Source organism: Prevotella sp. LCP21S3_D2 (assembly GCF_052118345.1).
Classification (GTDB): domain Bacteria; phylum Bacteroidota; class Bacteroidia; order Bacteroidales; family Bacteroidaceae; genus Prevotella.
In genome coordinates, this window is record NZ_JBQKHJ010000024.1 from 30,037 (window position 1) to 55,431 (window position 25,395).

Sequence of the window (25,395 nt, forward strand, 5' to 3'; positions counted from 1 at the left end):
GAAAATGCCGATGTTTTAGTTTTATTTGTAAGAAAACAAACTTTTTTCATTATTTTTTGAAAGTAGATGTTACCGATTCGCTGTCAGAAACGTATTTTTATTATAGTATTAACGAAAAAGAGAGAAATATGAAAGAAATAAGATGTGTATTCATGTTTGCTGTCCTGACTTTATGGATGGCATTGCCTGTAGGAGGACAGAATGCAAAGAGAGGCATCACGATGTCGCTCGTTAATGAGTCTTTGGCTTCTGCATTGAGAAAAGTACAGCAGGAGTCGGATTATAAGGTGAGTTTTGTGATAGAGGACGTAAATCCCTATACCACAACGGTTCATCTGAAGAATGCTTCTGCCTCAACTGCCGTAAAGCAGATTTTACATGGTAAACCTTTCACTTACTCAGTAAGTGGTAAGTTTATTACCGTCAAGAAGGTTTTGCAACATAAAACTGCAGCTGAAGCTACAGATAATGGAGCTGCCATCCGCCCCCTCTCAGGAACAATTACCGATGAGGATGGAGAACCTATGATTGGCGCTTCTGTTGTAGTGCCTGGCAGTCCTTTTGGAACCGTGACTAATACGGATGGTAATTTTGAGTTTTATATTCCTAAAGGATGTCATGAGGTTACGGTTTCGTTTGTCGGTATGAATGACCAGAAGGTAAAGGTGGCTGGTAGGGATCATGTGAAGATTGTGATGTCTGAAAATAAGACCATACTTGGTGAAGTGGTTGTAACGGGTTATCAGACAATCTCTAAGGAGCGTGCAACCGGTGCTTTTACCAAGGTAACAGCTGATGAACTGAAAGACAAGAGGTTGGGTAATCTCTCTACTGTGCTGGCTGGCGAGGTTGCCGGATATAATGACGGCATGATTCGTGGCGTAACCACGATGAATGCCTCTGCTTCTCCTCTCTATGTCATAGATGGCTTTCCAGTAGAGAAAACTAAGTTGACCGGCAATGGAACTGGTGATATTACCGAGGAAATCCCTGATTTGAATATGGATGATATTGAGAGTATTACTGTTCTTAAAGATGCTGCTGCTGCTTCCATCTATGGTGCTCGTGCTGCCAATGGTGTCATTGTCATCACTACCAAGAAATCGGCAGCTAAGGGTAAGACCAATGTCTCTTTCAATGCTTCTCTTACCTGGCATCCTTATTCTTATTATACAGATTATCTCGCCAATTCTTCTCTTGTTATTGATTTGGAGAAGGAGTGGGCTGCGCAGAATCCGAATCTTGCAGGCAATGGAGCTAAGGTATACGCTCAGAATATGTTGGATCAGAAAATCTATACGAGCGCGGGTATCTGCAATATCTTGAATTATTATGCAGGCAATATCTCTGAGTCAGAAATGAATGCTAAACTGACTGATTTGGCTGGAAAAGGTTATAACTACTATGACCAGATGAAGAAGTATGCTAAGCGCGATCCGTTGTATCAGCAGTATAATATGAATATTGTAAACAACTCGGTGAATAATCTCTTCAAGGCTTCGGTCACTTATAAGTATAATACCCTTGAAGATAAGTATTCCAATAATCAGAGTTTAGGTATCAACCTTACCAATACTTCTCATTTCACAAAATGGCTTTCTTTGGATTTAGGTGCTTACCTAAAGGTGGGTGAGGATCAGACACAGAACTACAATGTCCTTTCTCCTGGATATTCTGTTTTGCCATACGATAATTTAGTGAATGCTGATGGCTCTTGTTATACCAAGCCGATGAGTGAGAGATATGATGCAAGTACTTTGGCTATCTATCAGAAGTATGGTCTTTATAATATGGATATCACTCCTTTGGAAGAGCTGGATCGTCAGATTACCACCAACAAGGAGTTGGCTTTACGAACTTTTGCCCGTCTGAATGTACAGATTCTGCCCTGTTTGAAGTATGCTGCTTCCTTCCAGTACGAACGAGCTTCATATCGTGGTGAAAACTGGGCTGATAAAGCTTCTGTGCAGGTTCGGGGTGTGGTAAACGGGTATGCAACCGATAATGGTGATGGCTCTGTCAATTATGTGATTCCTTATGGGGATATCCTGGTTCGTTCAGACCAATATACCTCTGCTTATAATTTCCGTCAGCAGTTGAGTTTTGATCAGACTTTCAAGGATGTTCACAGCGTAACTGCTATTCTGGGCACGGAAACCATCCAGAACAAGCAGGAATTGCATCGAGACAAACTGTTTAACTATGATTCTCAGATGTTAACATCCAATATGGTGAATAATGCTGATTTGTTGAAAGGTATAGCGGGTGTGCTGGGATATAAATCTATGACTGCGACTGATTTGTCTGCTTCTTATGAGAATGTAAACCGTTATGTTTCGGTATATGGTAATGCTGCTTATACTTACGATGACCGTTATAGCTTGACTGGTAGTTTACGATGGGACCGCTCTAATCTCTGGGGAACCAGTTCGAAGTTTCAGAACAAGCCTATCTGGTCGGTAGGTGCCAGTTGGATTATCAGTAAGGAGAAGTTCTTCCACGCAGATTGGGTCAATTATCTGAAACTCCGTGTTTCTGATGGTATTGCCGGTAACGTATCTAAGAATTCTGCCCCTTATATGGTGGCAAGCTATAATAATAACGGGCATGTGGGAGGTACACAGGGATATGTGCAGTCGCGTGCCAATCCGATGCTGAGCTGGGAGAAAACCAATACCTTTAATATAGGTATCGATTTCTCGCTCTTTAAGAACCGACTCAATGGTACTGTAGAGTATTACGACAAGAAGGGTACCGACCTCCTGGCTTCTTCCATGGGTGTACCTACTGAAGGTTGGGGCTACAGCACCTATACCATCAACAATGGCGAGATGTACAATCGTGGTGTAGAAATTTCCCTGAGTGGTGAGGTTCTGCGTACCAGGGATTTCTCATGGAGAGCCAATATGACTTATGCTTATAATAAGAATGAGGTGACTTATGTAAATGTAAAGGCGCCGGTTTATATTCTTCAGTTGGATTACCCTTCGGCTTATCCTATTATCGGCAACGAATATAATGCAATCTATGGCTATAAGTGGGCTGGATTGAGTGAAGAAGGATTGCCACAGGTGTATAATGAGAATGGTGAGAAGGTAACTAATCAGCCAACGACATTGGATGCCATCTCTTACATGGGTACTACCACTCCTAAGTATAGTGGATCTTTCGGAACCAGTATCAGCTACAAGGATTTCGATTTCAGTATGCAGTTCCTTTTTGCGGGTGGTCATAAGATGCGCAATGCCAATCCTGCTTTCCTCACTTGCAGTTATTCCAGCGTAGGATATATCTCCAATATTGCGGGAGCTAGTGCCGGACTTGCTAATCGTTGGCAGAAACCAGGTGATGAGGCTTATACCAATGTGCCAAAGGCTGTTTTTGCCGAAAGTGGTTTGTCAGCATCTTCTTTGTATAGTACTTATTTTTATTCTGATATCAATATCCTTGATGCCAGTTATATTCGTCTGAACAACATTTCTCTGGCTTATCATTTGCCAAAGTCGCTGTGCCGTTCGCTCTATATGCAGAGTGCCCGTGTTCAGGCTAATGTGGAGAATCCGTTCTTCTGGGCAAAGACCAAACAGGCTAAGTACCAGCTGGGTGGTTATAATGCCACCAACTATGTGTTAGGCATTTATCTCAACTTTTAAATAATGAAGAAAATGAAACAGAAATTAGTATATATGGTGTTGTTGCTGGGCATGGTTATGGGACTTGCCTCTTGCGATAACTATCTCAATATAGAACCAAAGGGCAAACGCATCCCTAAGTCGCTCGCCGACTATGAGGCTTTTCTCCGTTACGAGTATGGTACTCATCGCATGCCGGTTTTGCAAACGTGCTATTTGCTTAATGATGAATATCTCACCAATTCGTATGCCAGTTATTATCCGATGTATAAGGCTAACTACAATTGGGAGGAGGAAACCGATCGTGCCTATTGGAACTCTGCAGATGAGAGTACTTATTATGTGGCTTATGGCACTATCAATACCTGCAATCTGATATTGGAAGATGTGCCTAATACAACAGAAGGTACTGAGAAAGAAAAGGCTGAGGTGATGGCATATGCCAGAGTGTTGCGTGCGATGAACTATTTCAATCTCGCTAATTATTATGCTGATACCTACGAGCCTTCAAATGCTGCCAGTAAGTTGAGTGTGCCTCTGATTACAAGCAGTCTTCAGAATGCTCCTTATCATCAGGCCACCATTCAGGAAATCTATGAATTCATTTTGAATGATTTGAACACGTCGGTAGCTGATCTTCCAGATATGGGTACCACGCTCCTCCATCCGGGCAAGGGAGCTGCCTATGCTATGTTGGCACGTACCTATCTTCAGATGATGAACTATGAAAAGGCGTTGGAGTTTGCTGATAAGGCTCTTGCCATTAATGATAAGTTGGTTGATTGGGTTGGATTCTATAATGATAATAAGGGTGTGATAGGCCAAGAGGGTGTTTATCCTTCTTTGAAAACGCCATTGGGATTTGATAGCCAGGACTGTTATAATTTCAATTATGCCGATAATAGTTCCAACTATGCATCTGCGATATTCAAGATACCGGTAAATCGTGCTGCCGGATTCGAAGAGGGAGATGCTTATTTCTTGAGCAATTGGAAACTAAGAACGATGGGTGCAGAAACTTATTATCAGGGGTTGACCAATGGCTATATCAATCTTGCTGGTATGAGAACCGTGGAGCAGTATCTTATCAAGGCTGAATGCTTGGCTCGTAAGAAACAGTTGACAGATGCTATGGATGTGCTCAATGAGGTGCGTAAGACATATATCCTTCCAGAGAAATATCAGCCACTATCGGCGTCCTCTGTGGCAGAAGCTATCCGGTATATACGTCAAGCTAAGGATAATCAACTTATCTTCTCTATTGTGCCGTTTGGCGATGCTCGTCGCTTAAATGCTGAAGGTACCTATGCCCGCACGCTGACAAAAGAGATAGATGGCAAGCAGATAAGTCTTGCTCCATCCTCTCATCTCTGGACCTTCCCATTCCCTAAGGGAGCCATTGATAATCCTGGCAACGGAAGTTTCGTACAGAATGTGGAGAAGTAATGAACGTTAAAATAAATCTTTCTAGTAATTGTACAAATATGATTTTTAAAAAAACAATTTTCTCATTGGCATTGGCGCTCATCTCTGTGATGAGTGCTCATGCTCAGAATGCAGACGAGTGTATCATTGATGCAATCTTGAATGGTGTGCCTGATGGTACGGAAATGGAAGCCGTCCTGGCTGCTACCCATCGTAATGAGAAACCTCTCGCTAAAGGTGTGGTAAAGGGTGGAAAACTTACTTTAACCATCCCTGTTACAGAGGCTCGTTTTATCGGTGTCGGTCCAAGAAACGGTGTTTTCACTTTTAGTCTGATGACCAAAGGTGGCGAAAAAGTGCAGGTGTCTCTCGATGCCAAACCCATCAATGATGGGGTGAACACAGGTTTTTATACCAGCAATGTAAAGATTTCTGGCAGTGCTATGAACGATGAATATCAGACAAAAATCGGTTCAGTGAGGGATATGCTTGATAAGATGTATAAGGATATAAACGATAAGCATAAAAAATTGATTGCAGAACAGAGCAAGGCTTACCAGGCAAAGGATAAAGCTAAGATGAAAGTTTTGGAAGATAGTGACGAGAGAAAAGAGATGGCTACCGAACAGAAGAATTTCTTTGATACGGTAGAGTCTTCTTATGGAAAGTTGTATTCAGACAACAAGGATTCCTGGTGGGGACCTTTCGCCATGCTTTGTACCTTGAACTATTTCACCAAGGAAAACTCCAAGGAATGGAATTCGTTCTCAGAAACAGCTAAGAATAGCTTCTATGGAAAGTTTCTCAACGAGCAGATTAATCCAAAGGGACTTACAGGTGAGACTTTGCCTCAGTTCGAACTCCAGCAAGTTGATGGTTCTAAGGTGAGCATGGCTTCTTGTGTAAAGGGAAAGAAGTATTATCTGGTTGATTTCTGGGCTTCATGGTGTGGACCTTGCCGCAAGGAAATTCCTAACCTCAAAAAACTTTATGAACTGTATAAAGGAAAGGGACTGGAAATAGTAAGTGTTTCTATCGATAAGAATGAAACTGCTTGGAAGAAAGCGCTTGCTGAGGAGAAACTTTCTTGGCCTAACGGACTTGACCGTGCCGGTATAGCTGATTCTTATAAGGTAAAGTTCATTCCTGCCATCTTCCTGGTAGATGGAACTACAGGTGAGTGTATTGCTGAGAATATCCGTGGTACGGAATTGGCTGCAAAGTTGGCTGAACTATTCTCGAAATAAGATATTTAGACGAAAAGTTTGGCTAAAGTGCTCCATTTATATAAAGATAAACCGTATTTTTTCGATAATATCGTGAAATACGGTTTATTTTTTGTATTTTTGTACCCGAAATAATGGTAAGAACGTTATTTATATAAAAGCTATATAGATTATGTTAGAGAAAAGTAAGCGTGAGCGCATCATTGCGCTCGTTAATAAAGAGGTGGTTCCTGCCATCGGCTGTACCGAACCGATGGCTGTGGCACTATGTACAGCCAAGGCTGCTACTACATTGGGCAAGCGCCCTGAACGTATTGAAGTTCTTCTGAGTCCTAATATGCTCAAGAATGCGATGGGTGTCGGCATTCCTGGCACGGGTATGATCGGTTTGCCTATCGCCGTATCGCTGGGTGCGCTCATCGGAAAGCCTGAATATCAGCTGGAAGTGTTGAAAGACCTCACTCCCGACAGTCTGGAGCAGGGCAAACAATATATCAAGGATGCGGATATCAACATCAAACTGAAGCAGGGTGATGTGGATAAACTCTATATCGAAATCATCTGTCATGCCGGTGAAGACCAGGCTACGGCAATTATCTCCGGTTCTCATACCCATTTTGTGTATGTTGAGCGTAATGGTGAGGTGGTTTTCGACAAGCGTGGCGGTGCTGTGGGCGATGAGGCTGATGACGACATCCAACTCAATTTCCCGATGGTTTACGAGTTTGCAACAACAGCTCCGCTTGATGAAATCTCTTTCATCCTCAAGACCAAGGAATATAATATGAAGGCTGCTGAATTGAGTATCAAGGGTAATTATGGACATTGTCTCGGTAAGACAATGGATCGTCCTTTGAGTCATGGCATCTTCGGTAATAATATATTCTCTCACATCATCTCCAGTACCGCTTCTGCTTGCGATGCCCGTATGGGTGGAGCCATGATTCCGGTGATGAGTAATAGCGGTAGCGGCAATCAGGGAATCTGTGCTACCAACCCTGTTGTGGTATATGCTCTGGAGAATGAGAATACTGAGGAAGAAATGATCCGTGCCTTGATGCTCAGTCACTTGACGGCTATCTATATCAAGCAGAGCTTGGGAAAACTCTCAGCTCTATGTGGTTGCGTGGTAGCCAGTACGGGCAGCAGTTGCGGTATCACCTATCTGATGGGTGGTGATTATACCCGCATCTGCAATTCTGTCAAGAATATGGTGGCAAACCTTACAGGTATGATCTGCGATGGTGCCAAACCTAGCTGTGCCTTGAAGATTTCTTCGGGTGTCAGTACCGCCCTGCTTTCCGCTCTTCTTTCGATGGAAGGCAAATGCGTGACATCGGCAGAGGGCATCGTAGATGATGATGTGGATAAATGTATTCACAATCTTACAAGTATCGGTGCCGATGCGATGAGAGCAACCGACGATATGGTGCTTGATATCATGACACATAAATAATGAAGAGTGTCTTTTTTACATACTTTATCAAAAGGCTCGCAAGAAACACCTCTTGCGAGCCTTTTTTGATTGTTTTTTGGGGCTATTTTACTTAAAAAGATTTAAAAAACTGACATTTGTTGCCTTAAAATCTTAACCGTATTGAAAAATAACGTATCTTTGCAACAGCTAACTGAAATATAAAAATATAACGTAATAAATAAGAAACCAAATAACAAATTTTTAAACTCTATCTTATGATAAGACAACTATTCACAGTAAGTACTATGATTATGGCTCTTGGAATGGCTCCAGCCCAGGCTTATGGGGGAACTCGTATCCAGGAAACTAATCAGTCCAAAGATGGACAATGCACTGGTACCATTATCGACCCTACAGGGGAGCCTGTAATTGGTGCTACAGTCACAGTTAAGGGAAAGCAAGGTGGAACCATTACCGATTTTGATGGTAAGTTTGCTCTTTCTGATGTAAATCGTGGTGCAACTATCTGTATCAGCTACATTGGCTTCGAACCAGTGGAGATGGTATGGAAGGGTGGTGAAATCAATTTGACCATGAAGGAAGACAGCAAGACTCTGAATGAGGTCGTTGTTGTCGGTTTCGGTACTCAGAAGAAGGTAAACCTCACTGGTGCCGTTTCTACCGTTGATTCCAAGACTCTCGGCGCTCGCCCAGTCAACTCTGTTGTTGATGCTCTTCAGGGTGCAGTAGCCGGTATGAACTTCTCTACACCAAGCAGCGGTGGTACTCTTAATTCAACCAAGTCTTTTAATATCCGTGGTACAGGTACTATCGGTGCCGGTTCTTCTGTATCTCCACTCGTGCTCATCGACGGCATGGAGGGCGATATGAACGCACTCAACCCACAGGACATCGAGAACATTTCTGTATTGAAGGATGCTTCTGCTTCTTCAATCTACGGTTCACGTGCTGCCGGTGGTGTAATCCTTATTACTACCAAGAGTGGTAAGAAGGGTAAGGCTTCTATTAACTACAACAACTCTTTCCGTTTTGATTCTCCACTCAACATGCCGGAGATGATGGACTCTTACACATGGGCTAAGTACATGAATGATGCTTCTGTTGCTAGTGGTGCAGGTATCTGGTTTACAGATGAAAAACTCGAGCAAATCAAGAAGGCTCAGAGCGATCCTACCATGCAGAAGATGTTCAAGAACAGCAACAACCGTTGGGAGGTTTGGGACAATACGCCACTCTTGCCTATTGGTAATACCGACTGGCTCAAGGAGCAGTTTGGTACCAGCTTCTCTCAGGAGCATACCTTGAGTATCAATGGTGGTGATGATCGTTTGCAGTACTATGTATCTGGCAACTATCTCAACCGTGGTGGTCTCCTCCGTCATGGTGATGATAGTATGCAGCGCTATACTATGACAGGTAAGATCAATGCACAGATAACCAAATGGTTGCGCATGACCTACAATACCCGTTTCTCACGTCAGGACTTCGATTCTCCTGGTGATTTGATCAATGGTACAGATGTGTTCTTCCACAATATGTGCCGTTATTGGCCTATTTTGCCAACTACCGATCCTAATGGTAACTGGTTGCCAGAGTCTTATATCGGACGTCTTCAGAATGGTGGCCGTGCCAAGAACCAGGCAGACCGTCTCGCACAGCAGCTTTCTTTTGTTGCAACACCTGTAAAGGGCCTGACTCTCAATGCTGAGTTAAACTATCGTATTGTTACACAGTTCAATCACCGTGACTGGCAGACCACATACGGCTACGACTGCGATAATAATCCATACGTAGATAGCAACGCCACATCAAGCGTGTATGAGTATTCATTTAAGTCAAACTATTTCAACCCTAACCTCTTTGCAGAGTACAGCCATTCGTTTGGCGATCACAATATGAAGGTAATGGGTGGTTTCCAGAGTGAGTGGTTCCGTCAGCGCAATATCACAGCGCGTCAGAACGGTATCATGTCTGGTCTTCCTACTCTCGATACAACAACCACCAAGCCAAGTGTAGGTGGTGCATATAACTCATGGACTACAGCCGGTTTCTTCGGTCGTATCAACTACGATTATGCAGGCCGTTACCTCTTCGAGGCTAACCTCCGTTATGATGGATCTTCACGTTTCCTCCGCGAGAACCGTTGGAACTTCTTCCCATCATTCTCTGCAGGTTGGAACATTGCCCGTGAGAAGTTCTGGGAGCCATTGACTGATTACGTAAACACATTGAAGCTCCGTGCTTCTTGGGGTCAGTTGGGTAACCAGAATACAGACAACTGGTATCCTTTCTATCCAACCATCGGCTTCTCTTCTCAGGGTGGCAACTGGTTGATTAATGGCGCTAAGCCAAATACTGCTTCACAGCCAGGTCTCGTGTCTTCTACTCTTACATGGGAGAAGAGCCGTACATGGGAAGTTGGTCTCGACTGGGGTGCTTTCAATAACCGCTTGACGGGATCGTTCGGCTACTATCAGCGCAAGACATTCGACATGGTAGGTCCTGCTCCTGAGTTGCCTGTTATCCTCGGTGCCAATCCTCCAAAGGTGAACAACCTTGATATGACATCTAAGGGTTGGGATCTCCAGATTGGCTGGCGTGACGTAATCGGTGAGGTAAGCTATGGTGCATCTCTCGTATTGAGTGATAACCAGGTGGTCATCGATAAGTATCCTAATCCATCCAAGAACCTCGGCTCATACTATGCTGGTGCTAAGCTCGGTGACATCTGGGGTTATACCACAATCGGTATCGCACAGAGCCAGGAAGATATGGATGCACACCTCGCAAAGGTTAACCAGAGCGCACTCGGAAGCGGCTGGACTGCAGGTGATATCATGTATGCCGACCTCGATGGTGATGGTTATGTTAATACTGGCGAGAATACAGCTGATAAGCCAGGTGACAGACGCATCATCGGTAACTCTACTCCTCGCTATAACTTCGGCTTGAACCTCGATGCAGCTTGGAAGGGCTTTGATATTAAGGTATTCTTCCAGGGAACCCTCAAGCGTGACTACGCAGCAGGTGGTGCCGTATTCTGGGGTGCTATCGGTCAGGGTAAGTGGCAGGCTACCGGCTTTAAGTTCCACGAGGATTACTGGCGTGAGGACAACAAGGGTGCATACTACCCACGTGCTGACTGGGGTGGTGGCCGCAACATCAAGACTCAGACCCGCTATTTGCAGAATGCAGCTTATGGCCGTTTGAAGAACCTCACCATCGGTTATACCTTGCCAAAGTCAATCACAAGCAAGGCTTATATTGAGAATCTTCGCTTCTTCGTATCTGGAGAGAACCTCTTCACCATCACTAACTTCACAGAGGCAGGTGATCCAGAGCTGATTGGAGCAGGTTATGGCGGTGAGATTGGTAAGACATATCCATTGTCAAAGACATTCTCATTTGGTCTTAGTGTAACATTCTAACTTATCATTTATAGAAAGGAAACAATTTATGAAAATTAAATATATTTCAATGCTCTTATTGGGCGCGACGCTCGGTCTGACAAGTTGCGATGACTATCTTGACAAGGAGCCTGAAAGCAACGTGACACCTGCGTCTTATTTCACAAGCGCAGACGACCTGGCTGCCTACACCGTGAATCTCTATGGTGTATTGACAAGTATCAATCCGGGTAGCTATGGTATGAGTACCTTTGCTTACGATAATGATACAGATAACCAGGCGGGAACCGGTTATTCTAACCGTTGGGTTCCTGGAAACTGGAAAGTAGGTCAGAGTGGTGGTGCCTGGGATTTCGGCAACATCCGTTCGGTGAACTATTTCTTAGACCAGGTAGTGCCAAAGTTCGAGGCTAAGCAGATTGGCGGTAATGAGAGTCATGTACGCCACTACATTGGTGAGGCATACTTCCTCCGTGCTTACCTTTATTTGGACAAGTTGCAGTCTCTTGGCGATTTCCCTATCGTGCTCACAGCTCTTCCTGATGACAAGGAGACTCTTGTTGAGGCTTCAAAGCGCCAGCCACGTTATAAGGTAGCTCAGCAGATTCTCGACGACCTTGATAAGGCACTCGGCCTGCTGATGGAGTCTGCCCCTGGTGGCAAGAACCGCATCTCTCGCGATGCAGCCCTTCTGCTCCGTTCTCGTGCAGCTCTCTTCGAGGCTACATGGGAGAAGTATCACAAGGGGACAGCGTTTGTGCCAGGTGGTCCAGGTTGGCCAGGCAAGGCTGAGGATATCCAGGGATTTGACATCGATTCTTCCATCAACCACTTCCTCGATGAGGCTATGAAGTCTTCTAAGGAATTGGGTGATAAGCTCGTTGATAACCTTGTAGAGAATACGGATACTCCAGAGGGACAGAATGCTAGTTTGGCAAGTATCAATCCTTACTACACCATGTTCTGTGACAAGGATATGAGTGGCTATAGCGAGGTTTTGATGTACCGTGCTTTCGATAAGGACAAGGCTAACGTAACTCACAACATCCAGATGCAGCTCCAGCGTAATGGTGGTGGTACTGGTTGGACACGTGGATTGGTTAACTCATTCCTTATGCGCAACGGCCTTCCTATCTATGCAGCAGGTTCAGGTTACAACCCTGAGTGGGAGAACCAGGGCATCAAGGCTACTCTCCAGGATCGTGACTCTCGTATCCAGATATTCACCAAGATGGATGGTTCTGTAGAGAACTATACAAGTGATGGTGCTAATACCGTTGATCTCTCTTGGACAGTAAAGGGTAACAATGAGACTCGTATCGTTACCGGTTATGCTGTGAAGAAGGGTAAGAACTATGATGTTCTGCAGCAGCTCAACCACGACTATGGTCAGAGTGGTAGCATTGTATTCCGTGGCACAGAGGCTCTCCTCAACTACATGGAGGCTTCCTGGTTGAAGAACAATACTATCGACGCCACAGCTGATAAGTACTGGCGTGCTCTCCGCACCCGTGCCAAGGTAGATCCTGATTACAACAAGACTATCGCAGCTACCAACATGCAGGAGGAGGCTAAGTGGGACTTCGGTGCTTACTCTCATGGTCAGTTGGTTGATGCTACTACTTACAACATCCGTCGTGAGCGTCGTGATGAGTTCATCGGGGAGGCTTCCCGTTGGGAGGACTTAATCCGCTGGCGTGCTTGCGACCAGGTAAACGGTTACCAGATTGAAGGTATGAAGTACTGGGGTACTGTTTACGAGGGCACATGGCGCGATGGTGATACCGACCTCGCTAAGGTTGATGTTGAAGGTGGTAAGGGTAATATCAGTAGTAAGGACGTTAGTGGTGACTACATCCGTCCATACCAGATTTCTAAGATTAACAATCAGGTATTTGATGGTTATCACTTTACTCCTGCTCACTATCTGTCTCCTATCGCACAGAGCGTATTCCGTCAGACAGCAGCGGGTGACCAGACCGATCTTACTACATCTGTTGTTTACCAGAACCCAGGTTGGCCATTGATTGCCGGTCAGGGCGCAACTGACGTTAAGTAAAGCGTGAAAACGTATTCTAGCTTATGTCTTGAACTCAAGACATAAGATACTAAAAAGGCTCGCAAGAAGTTTTTGTTTTTTGCGAGCCTTTATTATGTCTTTATACGAGTGTTGCAACGATTTCCTCACGGGTACCTGGCAACATATCGATGACAGGAATCTCTGGCATGGTGTAGCAACCTGGCTGGAGACGGAATGAAGCGCGAGCCACGTTAACCAATACCTGAGCAGTGAGGGCAGGGTTGTTGATGCTCATGTTGAACTCGAAGCGCTGGTTCTGGGTCTTGCCAGATACACCCTTGCGAACGAGGTTCACACCGTGACCCATATCCTTTACATCATCTACTGATGCTACGGCGAATACGTGAGTCTCATCGTGAGCGAAGTAAGGGTCAGCCTTGATCTCTGCAGTCACATCCTCAAGCTTGGCGCCTTCCTCAAGTTCTACATATACCATACGGCGGTGGATACCCTCGCCCAATGGGATGGTTACAGAGAGCGCTTCCTTTACACCCTTCTTGCTACGAACGCAAACTGAGTGTCCCATGCTCATACCAGGACCGAAGTTGGTATAAGTCAATCCCTTTGGAGCCAGACTTTCCATCAATACACGTACGATAGAGTCTGAACCTGGGTCCCAACCGGCAGAGATAACGCTCACCTTGCCAGCCTTCTTGCAGTTCTCCATCTGCTTGGTGCGGTAGTCGAGGATGCTGGTGTGGATATCGAAACTATCTACGGTGTTGATGCCGAGTGCAACGATCTTCTCTGCATACTCAGGGCAAGAGCGGGTAGGAGTAGCGAGGATAGCAACATCTACATCCTTCAACTTGGTGATGTCATCTACTACCTCATAGTTAGCCAACTCAGCTGGTTTGTCCTTAGCACCCTGGCGACGAACGATACCTGCAATCTCGAAATCTGGAGCGGCTTCGAGAGCTTCTACTGTAAACTTACCGATATTGCCGTAACCTACTACGGCTGCTCTAAACTTTTTCATTTGATGTATTTATTTCTTTTATATTGTTGTTTATTTTGAATAATTCCTTCTAGATATCTATTTCCGGTTGCAAAAGTATAGCTTTTTCTTGAAATACGTGACGTTTTAATAGATTTTTAACTCATAAAACTTGCAAAAGGTAATAAAATCATAGTTTCTAGGTAGAATGACGGGGGAATTGTAAGGGTTCTAGAACAGATTCCTTACAGTTTCGTGATTTCAGGGATTTAAGAGAATGCCTTAGTTCTTCCTATTCTGTTTGTCGATGGATAATGAGTGATTTCTTTTCGCTCCTGATGAAATTAGCTTCTATCCTTTATGGAATTAGTTCCTACTCTTAAGGGAAATTGTTTCTACTCTTAAAGGAAATTGTTCCTGTACCTAATAGAATTCTTCGTTCATAAGTTTTGAATCTAGGTTCAAAAGTTTTGAATGTACGTTCATAAGTATTGAATGTCGGTTCAAAACTTATGAACGGAGATTTCTTCTAGTTCTAAAAACAATTTCCATAGGGGATAAAGGCTTTTTCTTATAGGGGTGTCGGCAATATAATCCAATGCCAGATACAATAAATTCCTATTTCGTGCGTTCATATTATTATAATTAATTTATGAAAGAGGTATAACCAAGTGTTTAAATAGTAAGGAGAAAATTAAAATGATAGAATATATTCATGGCGATCTGACCGAACTGACCCCGGCAATGGCAGTAGTAGAGACTGCAGGAGTGGGTTACGGACTCAATATTTCGCTCAATACCTATACTGCCATTCAGGGCAAGCAGGAAGTAAAACTCTACGTGCATGAGGTTTTGGTGGCAGGTGGAAGAGATGACTCTTTCACCCTTTTCGGTTTTGCCTCCAAGCAGGAGCGCGAACTCTATCGCCAGCTCATCACCGTATCGGGTGTGGGAGGCAATACGGCGAGAATGATTCTCTCGTCGATGTCGCCAAGCGAACTGTGCAACGTGATTTCATCGGGCAATGACAAGATGTTGAAGGGTGTAAAGGGAATCGGACTCAAGACAGCCCAGCGTATCATTCTCGATTTGCGGGATAAGATTGTGAGTCTGGGCATCGCGGATGAGCTCCCTGCCAACGGAGGCAATGTTGTGATGGTGAACAATGATGTGAAGGATGAGGCTGTGAGTGCCCTTACCATGCTAGGTTTCTCTCCGGCTCCTTCTGCCAAGGTGGTTGTCGACATCTTGAAGGCTCAGCCAGATTTGCCGGTTGAGCAGGTTGTGAAGTTGGCTCTGAAGCAAATCAAGTAGTTGCGGTAAGAGAGAAAATTAAATGTCAGGAAAAAGAATTTAGCATCTGTAAATGAGGCAGGGAAAAATATATTTGTTGCTGTTCTGGCTGATGGTTTCTACTTTCAGCTATGCTCTCGTCATGCCTTATTTGCAGGATAACCGTACCCGTAAAAGAACTCAAAATCCGGTTAATACCCAGCAGAAACAGCTGGATAAGCAAGCAAAGAATGGGGAACAGGATAAAGGAAAGAGCAGCAAAATTTCTGTTTCTGCCCAACCCTTCAAGGTGGAGGATGATACCATTCCTGATTCTTTGCTGAATCCCCGCTGGAAGATTCAGCTTACCCAGCCTTATTCACTCAGCGACCTCTATCAGAGTCCGCTCGACTTGCAGCGCCCGGACAACATGAAATATGATGTGGTCTATAACGATACGCTCAACCGTTTCGTTATCGGCAATCGTATGGGCAATACCTGGCTCTCGGCCCCTATCATGCTCACTCCAGAAGAGTATAACTCCTGGACTGAGATGAATGAAAGAAGTGCTTTCTTCCGTAAGAAGAACGATGAGATTTATCAGGCGAAGGGTAAGGAGAAGTTCGACTTCTCTGATATGCATTTCGACCTGGGACCAGCCGAGAAGATATTCGGTCCTGGCGGTATCCGTGTCAGGACACAGGGTTCTGCCGAGCTGAAACTGGGTATGAACAAGAAGAGTATCGATAATCCATCTTTGCCTATCCGCAACCGGAAAACCACGATGATGAACTTCGATGAGAAGATCAATCTCAACGTGAATGGAAAGGTGGGCGATAAGATGAACCTCAACCTGAATTACAACACCGATGCCACCTTCGACTACGATGCCCAGAACATGAAACTGAAGTATGATGGTAAGGAAGACGAGATTATCAAGCTTGTGGAGGCAGGTAATGTGTCTTTCCCCAGCAATTCTTCGCTTATCAAGGGAGCCAGCAGCCTTTTCGGTGTCAGAACCGATATGCAGTTTGGAAAGTTGAAATTGCAGATGGTGGCTTCGCAGAAGAAGAGTGCATCCAAGAGTGTTTCCAGCAGGGGCGGCGTACAGTTGACTCCATTTGAAATCAATGTTGCCGATTATGAGGAGAATCGTCACTTCTTCCTTTCCCGATATTTCAGAAATCATTATGACGAATGGATGCAGAAGTTGCCTAATCTCATTACCGGCATTACGATTAACCGTGTGGAGATTTGGGTAACCAATAAGTCGGGAACTACTGCCAATACCCGAAATATCGTGGCACTGACCGATCTTGGCGAAGCTTCTAAAATCAGTAACCCGATGTGGACGGCAACCGGACAGGTGCCTTCCAACCGTGCCAATACCGAGTATCAGGCTATGACTACCCAGTATGTGGCTGCCAGGGATATCGACCAGGCTGCTGCTACTCTGGAGGGGGCTGGTCTGGTAGGTGGTGCAGACTTTGAGAAACTGGAGAGTGCCCGTCTTTTGAGTTCTTCTGAGTATACCGTCAATACTGCCTTGGGTTATGTTTCCTTGAAGACGGGTATTCAGACCGACCAGGTATTGGCTGTGGCTTATGAATATACATCGGGTGGCGTAACTTATCAGGTGGGTGAGTTTGCTTCTGATATCACCGATACCAAACAGGCTCTTTTCGTCAAGTCGCTCAAGAATACCAGTTGTAATCCTCAGCAGGGCAACTGGGACCTGATGATGAAGAACGTGTATTATCTTGCCTCTAATATCGAGAAGGAGAAATTCCGTCTTGACGTGAAATACCAGAGCGATACGACGGGCGTTTATCTGTCTTATATTCCGGAACAGAGAGTCAAGAATACGCCTATCATTCGTGTGTTGGGTGCCGACCGACTTGATAACAACAACAAGGCACATAGCAATGGATACTACGATTATGTAGAAGGCTATACCGTTTCTAATGGTCGCGTGTTTATTCCGAAAGTAGAACCTTTCGGAAGTTATATGCGTGATTATCTGGTCAAGAACGGAGTGGCTGCGGATGCGGCTGAGAAATATGCCTTTACCGAACTGTATGACAGTACCAAGACCGTTGCCAGGCAGATTGCAGAAAAGAATAAGTATCAGATGGTGGGTCAGTTCAAAGGTTCATCAGCTAATGTCATTTCCCTGGATGCCTATAACGTTCCACAGGGGTCGGTCGTAGTAACCGCAGGTGGTGTTACCCTGACAGAGGGTACTGACTATTCGGTAGATTACAATGCGGGTGAGGTTACCATCCTCAACCAGAGCATCATCGATGCGGGTACTTCGGTCAATGTTTCCCTGGAAAGTAATACGGATTATGGTCAGACACGCAAGACCATGTTTGGTGTGAACTGGGAGTATGATTTCTCCAAGAACTTCCAGATGAGTGGTACCCTGCAGCATCTTTCCGAACAGGCCCTTACCACGAAGGTTTCCATGGGTTCTGAGCCATTGAAGAATACTCTCTGGGGTGTTAATCTCAATTGGAAGAAGGAGAGCCAGTGGCTTACCAATGTACTTGACAAGATTCCTTTCCTGCATCTTACCCAACCATCGCAAATCTCTTTTACCAGTGAGTTTGCACAGTTGTTGGCTGGAGAGGCTGGTGGTACGCAGGACAATGCTTCCTATATTGATGACTTCGAAAACACCAAGAACGGCATTGATGTGATGACACCTACTTCCTGGTTTATCTCCAGCGTGCCATCGCTCAATTTCAAGGAAGATTATAATGATAAGACAGGACTGACGAGCGGTTTCCACCGTTCCCGTCTGGCTTGGTATTGCATCGACCCTCTCTTTACCCGTCGAGGCAGTTCCTTGACGCCTGGACATATCAAGAGCGACCTCAAGCAGCTCAGTAATCACTATGTTCGCGAAGTATATGTGAAGGAGCTGTTCCCATTGCGCCAGCAGAACAGTTATCAGGGTGCTACCAATACCCTGAGTGTGCTCAACCTGGCTTACTATCCGTCAGAGCCGGGTCCTTATAACTTTAATGTGGAAGACCTGCAAGCAGATGGTAAATTGAAGAATCCACAGCTCAACTGGGGTGGTATGATGCGTAAGCTCGATACCAATGATTTCGAGCAAGCCAACATTGAATACATCGAGTTCTGGTTGCTGGATCCGTTCCTCTATACCCGTGAACAGCCGGATGCCAATGAATATGGTGGAGATTTCTATATCAATCTGGGCGAGGTTAGTGAAGATATCTTGCGGGATGGTAAGAAGTTCTATGAGAGCGGAATGCCTGTAGATGGCAGCAAGAGCTTTACTTATACTCAGTGGGGTAAGATTCCTACTCAGAGTACGGTAACCTATGCCTTTGCAACAACCAGTGGCAGTCGGGCCTTGCAGGATGTGGGTTTCAACGGTCTGACCGATGCCGAGGAACAGGAATTCTATAAGAGTGCTTATCTCGACCAGATACAGGGAAAGGTGAACCAGGCTGTATTCGACAGCATCTTTGCCGACCCTGCACGTGATAACTATCACTATTTCCGTGGCAGTGACTGGGATGAGATGCGTGCTCCTATCTTGCAGCGTTATAAGTATATCAACAACCCTCAGGGCAACTCGCCTGACAGTGATAGCCGTTCTGAGAGTTATGATACATCTTATAAGTCTACCCCTGACGTGGAAGATATCAATCAGGATTATACGCTGAATGAATATGAGAAGTACTTCCAGTATAGGGTAAGTATTCGTCCGGAAGATTTGGTTGTGGGTACCAACCATATTGTGGACAAGCGAGAATATTCACAGACATGGCGAGACAATACCAAGTCGTCTGTTACCTGGTATCAGTTCCGTATTCCTGTAGATGAGTTCGAGAGCCGGCAGGGTAATATCAATGATTTCTCCAGCATCCGTTTCATGCGTATGTTCCTTACTGGTTTCAAGAAGCCTATCGTTCTGCGCTTTGGAACGCTCGACCTGGTACGTGGTGAATGGCGTACTTATGATCAGCAGTTGAGTGCAGCTTCTGGTGGAACCTTGGAGGCTAGTGCCGTGAATCTTGAGGAAAATGCCGAGAAGACTCCGGTCAATTACGTCTTGCCTCCAGGCATCAGTCGTGAGCAGGATCCTAGTCAGCCACAGCTGGTAGAATCCAACGAGCAGGCTTTGAGTCTTGTTGTCAGGAATCTGACCAGTGGAGAAGCCAAGGCGGTATACAAGAATACAACTCTCGACCTCCGTCAGTATAAGCGTATCCAGATGTTTACCCATGCCAATGCCTTGGAGCAGAATACCACAAATCTGAAGGATAGGGAGCTTGCTGTCTTCATCCGTCTGGGTAGTGACTATAAGAATAACTATTATGAATATGAGATTCCGCTCACCCTTACGGCTCCACGCAGCAATTACAACCGTAATGTGCCTGCCGACCGCAGGTTGGTTTGGCCTGAGGAGAATATGCTGGATGTGGCTCTCAGCATCTTTACCAATCTCAAGAAGGAGCGTAATAAGGCTAAGGCTCAAGGCATGGCTTCTTATATGGCACCTTACTCGGCATACGATAGCGAGCACCCTAACAATAAGTTGACCATTGTGGGTAATCCTAGCCTTGGCGAGGTGAAGACCATGATGATTGGTGTGCGCAATCACTCGGGCGATATCAAGAGTGGTGAAGTCTGGGTAAATGAACTCCGCCTGAAGGAACATAACAACAAGGGTGGATGGGCTGCCAATGCCAATCTCAATGTGCAGCTGTCTGATTTCGGTAGTGTCAATGCTACGGGAAGATATGTCAGCGAAGGATTTGGAGGTCTGGAAGACGGCGTGGCTAGCCGCAGTACCGACAACTATGGTACCTATAGTGTGACCACCTCGCTGGAAATGGGTAAGTTCTTCCCGGACAAGGCGAAGGTGAGCATACCTTTATATTATAGTGTCACCAAGGAGAAGACTTCGCCAAAGTATAATCCGATGGATACGGATATGGAACTGAAGGATGCTCTCGATGCTGCAGGCTCGAAGGCGGAGCGCGATTCTATCGAGAATATTGCCGTGACCAAGGTTACACAAACCAACTTCTCGGTATCTAATGCCCGTGTGGGTATTGCCACCAAGCGCCATCCGATGCCTTACGACCCAGCCAACTTCTCCTTTACCTATAGTCATGCTCATCAGCATACTACCGGTGAAACTACGGTTCGTGAGCAGAGAGACAATTGGCGGGGTGCATTGGATTATTCATGGACTCCGGTATATAAGTCGTGGGAACCTTTCAAGAAAATCAAGAACAAGAGTAAGTGGCTCGACATCCTGAAGCGTTTCGGTTTGAACTGGTTGCCGCAAAATCTCGCTTTCAATACCGAGATGACTCATGAAACCTATGAATTGCAGGAGCGTGATATGGAAAGTCTTACCAAGTCGCAGTTGCCTATCACTTTCAGCGATCAGTTCCTTTGGAACCGTGAATTTGCTCTGCGTTGGGACTTGACCAGGAATCTTCACATGAACTTCCAGAGTGCAACCCATGCACAGGTAGATGTGCCATATCCTGATGTGGATACGGATCTTTATGCTGAGCAGTATCATGCCTGGAAGGATTCTGTATATAGAAGTGCCGTGCTCAATAGTGTCAGAACCTGGGGTACACCGCTCGATTATAGTCAGAGTTTTACGGCTTCCTATAAGGTGCCGCTCAACCTGTTGCCTGTTTTCGACTGGGTGAACACCGATGCTTCTTATAGTTCCAACTATTCTTGGGAGCGGGGTATGGAAGATGAGAATGGCAACTCCTATGGCAATACCGTTAATACGCATCGCGAGGTGACCCTCAACGGTTCGTTCAATCTGGTCAAGCTCTACAATCATGTGCCTTTCCTCAAGAAGGTAAATGAAAAGTTCAATCGCACGATGTCCAGAAGCCAGTATGAGCGCAAGAAGCAGGAGAAGGAGAAGAAAAAGAAAGATGCCAGAGAACTGGCTGCCGATCCTAAGAAGGCATTGCCTAAGAACAGGAAGGCATTCGAGAAGGAAATCACGCTCTTGCCTGATACCTCTTTCAACATCCGTCATGGCAAGAATAGCAAGCGTCTTATCGTGTCTGCCAAGACTGCTGATGGCAAGCTGTTCCCTATTAAATATAAAAAGGTGGACAATAATCAGATTAAACTCATCTCCAAGGTGGATAGTGCCCAGAAAATCAAGATCTCGGTATTGGCTAAGGAACCGCTGGAAGAAAAGAGTTGGTATAAGACCTGGCAGACGGTGGCTCGGTTGGCGATGATGGTCCGTAATGTCAGCTTCAATTATCGCAGCAGCTATCAGCTCACGCTGCCAGGCTTCACCCCAAGTGTCGGTGATGCCTTCGGACAGAAAAAAGTGGGTTCTATGGCGCCTGGTCTCGATTTTGCCTTTGGCTTGGTGGATGATGACTATATCGGTAAGGCTAGGGAGAATGACTGGCTGCTCCGTAATGACTCTGTTGCAACACCTGCCACTACGAGTAAGACGGACAACTTGCAGTTGCGTATGACGCTGGAGCCGGTGAAGGACTTGAAGATAGATCTTTCTGCTGTCCGCACCCAGACTACCCAGAAGAGTATTCAGTATATGTATGAGGGAACTCCTACTACGCAGAGTGGTTCTTTCCAGATGAGTACCATCTCGCTGAGTACTGCCTTTGAGGGAATGGGTGATGCCAATAGCGGTTATCGAAGCAAGACTTTCGAGAAGTTTGTCAATTCCTTGGCGGGCTATCGTGATAGGGTAGAAGCTCAATATGCAGGAACTGTTTATCCGGCGGGTTCTGCATTGGGTGGAGGTAAGTTTGACGCATCCCGTACTCCTGTTAATCAGTATAGTGGTGACGTGATGATTCCGGCTTTCCTCAATGCTTATACTTCGATGGGTGGCAATTCTCTCTCGCTGTTCCCTGCTTTGAGCAGACTGTTGCCTAACTGGACGGTTCGTTATAGCGGTTTGGGTAAGTTGCCTTGGTTCCGTGATCACTTTAAGAGTGTTAACATCAACCATTCTTATAAGAGCATCTTTGCAGTAGGCAGTTATAACAGTTACAGCACCTATCAGGAGTATATGAACGGTCTGGGCTTCATCAATGATGCTTCTACGGAGAATCCTTCGCCTAGCAGTATGTTTAACATTTCGCAGGTGAGCATCAATGAGGCTTTCTCTCCATTGCTGGGTATGGACGTTACATTTAATAATAACATGACTCTCAAGGGTGAGTATCGCCAGACGCGTGTGCTGAATCTCAGTATGACGAGTGTGCAGCTCAATGAGGCACTCAGTAAAGACTGGGTCATCGGTATGGGTTATCGCATCAACAACTTCAGTTTGTTTGAGGGTGGTGCCCGCAAGCTGAAAGCCAAGATGGGGGCTGGCAATAGGAAGGACAACAGAAATGCAACTGCTAACAGTCAGCAGATGCGTGGAGCCAATCATGATCTCAACCTTCGTCTTGACTTCAGTTTCCGCAAGCAGGCTGCTATTGTTCGTGATATTGCCACCATGACAAGTAGTGCCAGCAGTGGAAATAATGCCTTGAAGTTGAGCTTCTCTGCCGATTATACGTTCAGCAAGCTCCTTACCATGAGTTTCTATTACGATCGTCAGACCAACACACCGCTCCTGTCGAGCAGCAGTTATCCTACCACCACACAGGATTTCGGCTTGAGCATCAAGTTCTCGCTGACGAGATGATGTTTTTATCGCCCAACTGCGGTGCAAAGGTACAATAAAAAAGACATTGTGTTTTGCAAGGTTGTCGCTGGGATGGCAGGTAACAAACCTGCGCTCCCAGCGCATTCTTGCTTTATAAGAATGGGGTCATGTAAATCGGAATCAGGAGTGTTTGCCCATCTTTCTGCAGATCTTTGGTGTAAACCAAGTACGGATTTACTATCCTGTCGGAGAATTTTTGACAGAAAGCATCAAGCGAGGCATGCGTTTTGTATCCAGACGACTTGACCTCTATTGATTGGCTATATAATTTTTCTCTTGAATACCATATTCTCCATATTTTCAATGTTTTATGGGCATAAGTTACATGAAAAATATGTTTTACCAAAATCTTTTTTGCGAAAATATGTCGTTTTACCAAAATTTATTTTCGTAATTTATGTCGTTTTACCAAAATCTTTTTAGCGAAAATATGTCGTTTTACCAAAATCTTTCCTGTAGGTAAAGAAAAAAACGCTAGGATATCGCGTGAGAATATCCTAGCGGCTTTTATCATTTAATCCATCTGAATATGTGAGGACATAATGATAACAGGTATGTTGATGGCATGAAGCTTCAATCAGTACCAGGATGTCACTACTCATTTGATGAACCATCTCTCGCTTCATCCGATATTTCGTGCTTGTTTTACAAGAACTGCGTGAGATATACCGGAAGGAAGAGTGTCTGCTCATCCTTCTGCAAATCCTTGGTATAAATCAAGTATCGCTGGAGCACTCTGTTGGAGAATTTTTGGCAGAAGGCATCTAGCGAGGCATGACGCTTGTAACCAGACGATTTTACCTCTATCGGGCAAATCTTGTTGCCACGAGAGAGGAGGAAGTCAATCTCATAGTTGTGTTTGCCAGTCTCTGTAGGGAAAGTATAATAGAAGAGCCTGTTGCCAGCTGCTGTTAGCATTTGCGCCACCATGTTCTCATATACATAGCCAAGATTGGCATCCAGCTTGTCACTCATCAACTTTTGATAGATAATGTTCTCTGTGAAATCTTTGTCCTTGAATGCCAAGGTGATGAAGAGGCCCGTGTCGGCTACGTACATCTTGTATTTAGACACATCCATGGATAGTGACATGCCGACTCCTGGGTCATTGGCGTGGTAAGCCATGTTGATGGTGCGAGATTCTCTAAGCTCAGAGATCAGCTGGAGCACCTTTTCTGTGCCTGCATTGTCGCCTATGACACTTGCTGTTTGATAGCGAGAGGCATTGCTGTTGAGCTGAGCTGGGATGGCATCAAAAAGCGAGGAAATTCTTCCAGATGGGTCAATCTTATAGAAATCATCTTCGTATAGTTGAATGATGGATCTTTTCACTCTATCCACTTCTTGGAGGTTGTGGCTATCTATATATTCGCTTACAGCTTGTGGCATTCCTCCTACTACCATATAGATACGGAAATCTCGCATCAGTTTGCGAGTTACGGCATCTCCTATCGCGATTTTCTTATCGAAGAGTATTTTGAGTTGTGGATAGGAGACGGTATCGTCTTGTGCCCATTTGAATTCTTCATAATCCATCGGATTCAGAATCATCTTTTCTTCTTCGCTCGGAATCACGATATCCTTCACGTTCTTGTGGATGGATATCAAAGAGCCAGTTTGGATGTAGTCATATCGTCCATCTGCCACTAAATGTTTGATGGCCTGGCGAGCTTTGGGGCATTTCTGAACTTCATCAAAGATGATTAGTGATTTGTGCTCAATGAGAGATACGCCCAATCTGAACTGCAACTGCATGAAGAAATATTCTAGGTCATTGATGTAATCAAAGAGTTTTATGATATCTTTTGAGGCGATGGAGAAGTCTATGAGAACATACGATTCGTATTCGTTCTCGGCAAATTGCTTGGCAAGAGTCGATTTGCCGACACGTCTAGCACCTTCTATCATGACAGCAGTTTTGCCTTTTCGATTGGTCTTCCAATCGAGCAACTTATCATATAGTTTTCTTTTGAATATCCTCATAATCTTTTCTTGTTAATGTCTTAATTTGGGTGCAAATATACGCAAAAAAAATGTTTCCTCAAAATCTTTTTGACCCAAATCCCCGATATTCTCAAAATCTTTTTGGTCAAAATCCCCGATATTCTCAAAATCTTTTGGCTTTCTATGTATGTTTATGTAGCAGTTCCCCAAAGTGGACACAAAAAATGATTATTAATTATTTATATTTTTAAAAGTACACATATCTATCAAATTTCGTTCCTTTTCATTTGCAAAAGTAGACAATC

At 44.9% G+C, this 25,395-nt stretch carries 10 protein-coding genes and 1 pseudogene; 8 read left to right on the forward strand and 3 right to left on the reverse strand.

What is annotated here, in order from left to right; genetic code table 11:
* The first annotated feature begins 128 nt into the window (after positions 1–128).
* The 6 genes from ACTQ16_RS13105 to ACTQ16_RS13130 all read left to right on the forward strand — a co-directional run bounded on the left by ACTQ16_RS13105 (position 129) and on the right by ACTQ16_RS13130 (position 13,187).
* Positions 129–3,653, forward strand: coding sequence for a SusC/RagA family TonB-linked outer membrane protein (locus ACTQ16_RS13105; protein ID WP_441937795.1), 3,525 nt, complete (start codon positions 129–131; stop codon positions 3,651–3,653).
* Positions 3,654–3,656: 3 nt separating this feature from the next.
* A complete protein-coding gene (locus tag ACTQ16_RS13110; protein WP_427865636.1) occupies positions 3,657–5,078 on the forward strand; it encodes a RagB/SusD family nutrient uptake outer membrane protein in 1,422 nt (473 codons plus the stop codon).
* A gap of 38 nt (positions 5,079–5,116) precedes the next feature.
* Entirely contained in the window at positions 5,117–6,304 is a 1,188-nt protein-coding gene (locus ACTQ16_RS13115; protein WP_441937797.1) for a TlpA family protein disulfide reductase, read from the forward strand.
* A 151-nt stretch (positions 6,305–6,455) separates the two neighbouring features.
* A complete protein-coding gene (locus ACTQ16_RS13120) occupies positions 6,456–7,739 on the forward strand; it encodes an L-cysteine desulfidase family protein (protein ID WP_441933614.1) in 1,284 nt (427 codons plus the stop codon).
* A gap of 236 nt (positions 7,740–7,975) precedes the next feature.
* Positions 7,976–11,149 carry a SusC/RagA family TonB-linked outer membrane protein gene (locus ACTQ16_RS13125; protein WP_441937799.1) on the forward strand — a complete coding sequence of 1,058 codons (3,174 nt, stop codon included), beginning with the start codon at positions 7,976–7,978 and terminating at the stop codon, positions 11,147–11,149.
* A gap of 28 nt (positions 11,150–11,177) precedes the next feature.
* Positions 11,178–13,187: a RagB/SusD family nutrient uptake outer membrane protein gene (locus tag ACTQ16_RS13130; protein ID WP_441937800.1), complete on the forward strand. Its 2,010-nt coding sequence runs from the start codon at positions 11,178–11,180 to the stop codon at positions 13,185–13,187.
* A 100-nt stretch (positions 13,188–13,287) separates the two neighbouring features.
* Here ACTQ16_RS13130 and ACTQ16_RS13135 read toward each other — a convergent pair whose 3' ends face one another.
* Entirely contained in the window at positions 13,288–14,187 is a 900-nt protein-coding gene (locus ACTQ16_RS13135) for a diaminopimelate dehydrogenase (protein WP_117728532.1), read from the reverse strand.
* Positions 14,188–14,844: 657 nt separating this feature from the next.
* Between ACTQ16_RS13135 and ruvA the strand changes: the two genes are divergently transcribed.
* Positions 14,845–15,459 (forward strand): Holliday junction branch migration protein RuvA, encoded by a 615-nt coding sequence (gene ruvA, locus ACTQ16_RS13140; protein WP_294968874.1) that lies wholly within the window; start codon positions 14,845–14,847, stop codon positions 15,457–15,459.
* A gap of 52 nt (positions 15,460–15,511) precedes the next feature.
* Positions 15,512–23,125, forward strand: coding sequence for a cell surface protein SprA (gene sprA, locus ACTQ16_RS13145; protein ID WP_441937802.1), 7,614 nt, complete (start codon positions 15,512–15,514; stop codon positions 23,123–23,125).
* A 112-nt stretch (positions 23,126–23,237) separates the two neighbouring features.
* Here the strand turns inward: sprA and ACTQ16_RS13150 are convergent.
* Positions 23,238–23,399: pseudogene (locus ACTQ16_RS13150) on the reverse strand (ATPase); the annotation flags it as partial.
* A 392-nt stretch (positions 23,400–23,791) separates the two neighbouring features.
* On the reverse strand, positions 23,792–25,129 hold the full coding sequence (locus tag ACTQ16_RS13155; protein WP_441937804.1) for an ATP-binding protein: 1,338 nt from the start codon (positions 25,127–25,129) through the stop codon (positions 23,792–23,794).
* Positions 25,130–25,395: the final 266 nt, after the last annotated feature.